Source organism: Streptomyces sp. BR123, from assembly GCF_013401435.1.
Classification (GTDB): Bacteria; Actinomycetota; Actinomycetes; order Streptomycetales; family Streptomycetaceae; genus Streptomyces.
This window is the reverse complement of sequence record NZ_JACBGN010000585.1, coordinates 1-1,533: the sequence shown is the minus strand read 5'-3', so window position 1 is coordinate 1,533 and position 1,533 is coordinate 1. Positions and strand designations below refer to the sequence as shown.

2 protein-coding genes and 1 pseudogene are annotated in these 1,533 nt (G+C 76.5%); 1 reads left to right on the top strand and 2 read right to left on the bottom strand.

Annotation, left to right across the window (positions count from 1 at the left end; all coding sequences use genetic code 11):
- Window positions 1–10 precede the first annotated feature (10 nt).
- Together HYE82_RS36455 and HYE82_RS36450 are read right to left on the bottom strand one after the other, a co-directional pair.
- Window positions 11–628 carry an SMI1/KNR4 family protein gene (locus HYE82_RS36455; RefSeq protein WP_179178507.1) on the bottom strand — a complete coding sequence of 206 codons (618 nt, stop codon included), beginning with the start codon at window positions 626–628 and terminating at the stop codon, window positions 11–13.
- 35 nt (window positions 629–663) lie between these two features.
- A complete protein-coding gene (locus tag HYE82_RS36450) occupies window positions 664–1,065 on the bottom strand; it encodes a DUF192 domain-containing protein (protein ID WP_179178506.1) in 402 nt (133 codons plus the stop codon).
- 273 nt (window positions 1,066–1,338) lie between these two features.
- Between HYE82_RS36450 and HYE82_RS36445 the strand changes: the two are divergent.
- A pseudogene (locus HYE82_RS36445) lies at window positions 1,339–1,533 on the top strand (prepilin peptidase); the annotation flags it as partial.

The following is a 1,533-nucleotide window of genomic DNA, read 5'->3' as shown; positions in this document are numbered from 1 at the left end:
GGCCGGGCGGTCAGTCGGCGAACTCGCCCGCGTACGGGTCGGGGTCCCCCGTCTCGGGGTTGCGGCCCTCCTGCCAGCGGCGCTGGGCCTTGCGCCAGTGCACGAAGCTGAGCCGCCCGCCGTCCCAGAAGGTTATGCCGACGGGGCTCACGTCGAACTCGTCCGAGCACAGCCGCAGCAGGAACTCCGCCATGCCGTACGGGTACACGGCGAAGGTGTCGGCCGTGTGCCGGCCGATGACCAGGACCGGCCAGCGGTCCGGATCGGGGTCGGCCGCCAGCCAGCACAGGATGTCGGAGCCGCCGGTGACGCCCCAGGCGATGATCGAGCCGGGGTCGGTGTCGAAGGCGGCCCGGCCGCCCTCCTCCTCCCACAGCTTGCGGGCGTTGGCGGTCTCCTCGGCCATCTCGGCCGGATCCCACTGGAGTCCGGCCTTGGGCAGCGGCAGCAGCACGCTGGCCTCGCCGTTGATGGAGCCCGCGCCGAAGCGGCCCATGAAGGCCACGAAATCGGAGGGGAACCGGGTGCGCCAGACGGCCTCGGCCGCCTGCCAGTCGATGTCCTCATCGGCGCCGTGGGTCGCGGGCATGATCTGCTCCAGCGCCTTGACCCGCGCGTTCTCCGTCATCCGCTCCCCTGCCACCCCGGCTCAACCGCCCCAACCTACCGCCGGGCAGGCCCACCGCCCAGTGGGGGATGAGACGGTCCGGCCACCGACACCCGCGCGCCGGCCCGGATCCCCCATCCCGCCATCGCCCCCGCCTCGGCCTCCAGTACGTGCCGGGACCGCAGCCGGGGCAGCCCCAGCCGGCCCGGGGCCATCGTGGTCAGGGCGATCACGCGCAGGTCCCGGTCCAGGTACGCCACGTCGATGGCGAACCGCATCCCGAAGGTGTGCACGCTCCCGGCCGGGGTCAGCAGCAGGGCGCCGGCGATCCCGTCCCGGCCCAGCAGGCCGCGGGTGCGGGCCCGGTACGAGGCCGCGATCTCCAGCGGCACCGGCGCGCCGTCCGCGCCCGCCCGCAGCACGCCCTCGCCGTCCGTCCACCGCCGCCCCCGACCCATGGCCGCCACCTTAGGCGCTCCGCGCAAAGGGCCGCGAGGCACCGGCGGTCCGGCGGTCGCCCGCGGGCGCACCGTGGCCGGCCGCGCAGTTCCCCGCGCCCTCCGGGGCGGTGCCGAACAGCAGCCGAGTCCACCACGGCCGGCCGGGGCGTGCGTGGTGGACCCCGACCGCGCAGACGGCGCTTCCCGACCGCCTGCGGACGGGCGGGATGACGGCGGGGGTTGGGTCCACGGGCCCATGCCGGACCGGGCGCCGCCGCCTACCGTCGGCGGATGGCCGTGGTCGTGATCATCCTTGCCGCCGGGTACGGCGTCGCCGCCGGGCTGCTGCTGCCGCGCGCCGCCTACCGCCTCTCCGTCGAGCCGGACGCCCCCTGGCGCGGCCACTGCCCCGAGGGGCACCCCCTGAGCGGCTGGTGGGGCCCCGCCCACTGCCCCGGCACCTCGACCCCCGGCACTCCGGCCCCC